General features: G+C 64.1%; 4 protein-coding genes. 3 read left to right on the top strand and 1 reads right to left on the bottom strand.

Going from position 1 to position 1,767, the window contains the following annotated elements:
* The coding region (locus HC022_RS29530) for a SecY protein (RefSeq protein ID WP_167454287.1) at nt 1–118 on the top strand (118 nt) is incomplete at its 5' end.
* Nucleotides 115–693, top strand: a complete 579-nt coding sequence (locus HC022_RS25800) for an adenylate kinase (RefSeq protein ID WP_008886196.1) — start codon at nt 115–117, stop codon at nt 691–693. The genes HC022_RS29530 and HC022_RS25800, both read left to right, overlap by 4 nt.
* On the opposite strand, the gene HC022_RS25795 is transcribed toward HC022_RS25800, so the two are convergent.
* On the bottom strand, nt 659–1,183 hold the full coding sequence (locus HC022_RS25795) for a BLUF domain-containing protein (protein ID WP_167454286.1): 525 nt from the start codon (nt 1,181–1,183) through the stop codon (nt 659–661). The genes HC022_RS25800 and HC022_RS25795 overlap by 35 nt on opposite strands.
* 291 nt (nt 1,184–1,474) lie before the next feature.
* Between HC022_RS25795 and rpsM the strand changes: the two genes are divergently transcribed.
* Nucleotides 1,475–1,767, top strand: a 293-nt coding sequence (gene rpsM, locus HC022_RS25790; protein WP_167454285.1) for a 30S ribosomal protein S13, incomplete at its 3' end; no start/stop codon positions are given.

The following is a 1,767-nucleotide window of genomic DNA, read 5'->3' as shown; positions in this document are numbered from 1 at the left end:
CATTCAGCAGATCCAGAGCCATCTGCTGGCACACCAATACGAAGGTCTTATTCAGAAGTCGCAGCTGCGCGGCAAGAGTAAGAGCCGAAGCAAGCGCAGGGGACCCGCTCGTCGATGAACATCATTCTTCTTGGACCGCCCGGAGCCGGCAAAGGCACTCAGTCAGGGATTCTTGTCGAAGAGCGTGGCATGGTCCAGCTGTCGACGGGTGACATGCTTCGCGAAGCCAAGGCCAGCGGCAGCGAGCTCGGCAACAAGGTTGCCGAAGTCATGGCACGCGGCGATCTGGTCACCGACGAGATCGTCATCGGCCTGATCCGCGAGAAGTTCGAGGCAGACCCGTCGCGCGGCTACATCTTCGACGGCTTCCCCCGGACCCTTAAGCAGGCCGACGCGCTCGGCGACCTGCTCGAGGAGATGGGCCAGAAGCTCGACAAGGTGATCGAGCTGCGCGTGGACGACGAGGCGCTGGTTTCGCGCATCGTCAACCGCGCCGAGCAGGCCAAGGCTGCAGGCCAGCCGGTCCGCGCCGACGACAACGAAGAGTCGCTGCGCACCCGCCTGATGGCCTACTACAAGATGACGTCGCCGCTGGTCGGCTACTACTACGCCAAGGGGCTCTATTCCCGGATCGACGGCATGGGGCAGATCGACGAGGTCAAGACCGCGCTGGCGGCCCGGCTCGACGAGTGATTGCAGCGACGTCGCAGACATCAAAGGCGGGCCCCTCGGCCCGCCTTTTCTTTTGCGCCCGGCGCGCTCCGGTGCTCCCCTGCCCCGGCACGGCCCAGCTCCCGGTGGCGGCGATCCGTCCCACCCGGTCGAAGGCCAGCAGCACCCCGCCGCGCCCGTCGGCAAAACGGGTGGCAAGGAACTCGGCGTCGACGGGCGAAAGGCTCGCGTAGCCCATGGACCAGCCCAGGAAGGCGCGCTCGGTCACCTGCCTCCGCATCCGAACCACGACGCGGTCGTGCCGCGTGTCGCGGGCGATCTCCGAGAACAGCAGGTCGACGGAGGCATCGGGCCCCTCGAGCACTTGGCAGAAGCTCGCGAGGTCGCGCAGCAGGTAGCCGGTGACCCCGAGCTGGGTGTTCCGCTCGAGAGCCTCCGCCAGGATCTGGAAATCCGTCGGGTGGCCGCGTGGGTAGCGCGAGGCGCTTGTATATAGCAGTTGCGTTATCATATAATCGGAACAACGCGGTCGCAGCCTGTTTGGTTCAGGACCGCGTGGCCTTTCGCGCCCGCATGCGCGGAAAAATGCCCCCTGAAGCGGGACACCTCTGGTTGAGGGTTGACGCTCCTTGCGAATCCTCTTACCCACCCGCATCTCTAGCAGAGAATCGTTTTTGCGGAGCGGGTCTCACCCATCTGCAGACCACCTCATCAGCGGACAGCCCGAGGCGCATCGCGCTTTGGGCTCATGTTGTGAAAAAAGGTTCTGGAACTACGGAACCGCAACGAAAGGAACAGAGACTTGGCACGTATTGCCGGCGTCAACATCCCGACCAACAAGCGGGTGCCCATCGCACTCACCTACATCACCGGTATCGGACACACTTCGGCCCAGGCCATCTGCGAAGCCGTGAACATCGAAGCCTCGCGCCGCGTGAACGAGCTGTCCGATGCGGAAGTGCTCGCCATCCGTGAGCACATCGACGCGAACTACACCGTCGAAGGCGACCTGCGCCGCGAAGTTCAGATGAACGTCAAGCGCCTGATGGACCTCGGCTGCTACCGTGGCCTGCGTCACCGTCGCAACCTCCCCGT

The sequence above is a fragment of the Salipiger sp. HF18 genome (genome assembly GCF_011806505.1).
Classification (GTDB): domain Bacteria; phylum Pseudomonadota; class Alphaproteobacteria; order Rhodobacterales; family Rhodobacteraceae; genus Salipiger; species Salipiger thiooxidans.
The sequence above is the reverse complement of the archived record's forward strand: the minus strand, read 5'-3'. Positions and strand labels throughout refer to the sequence as shown.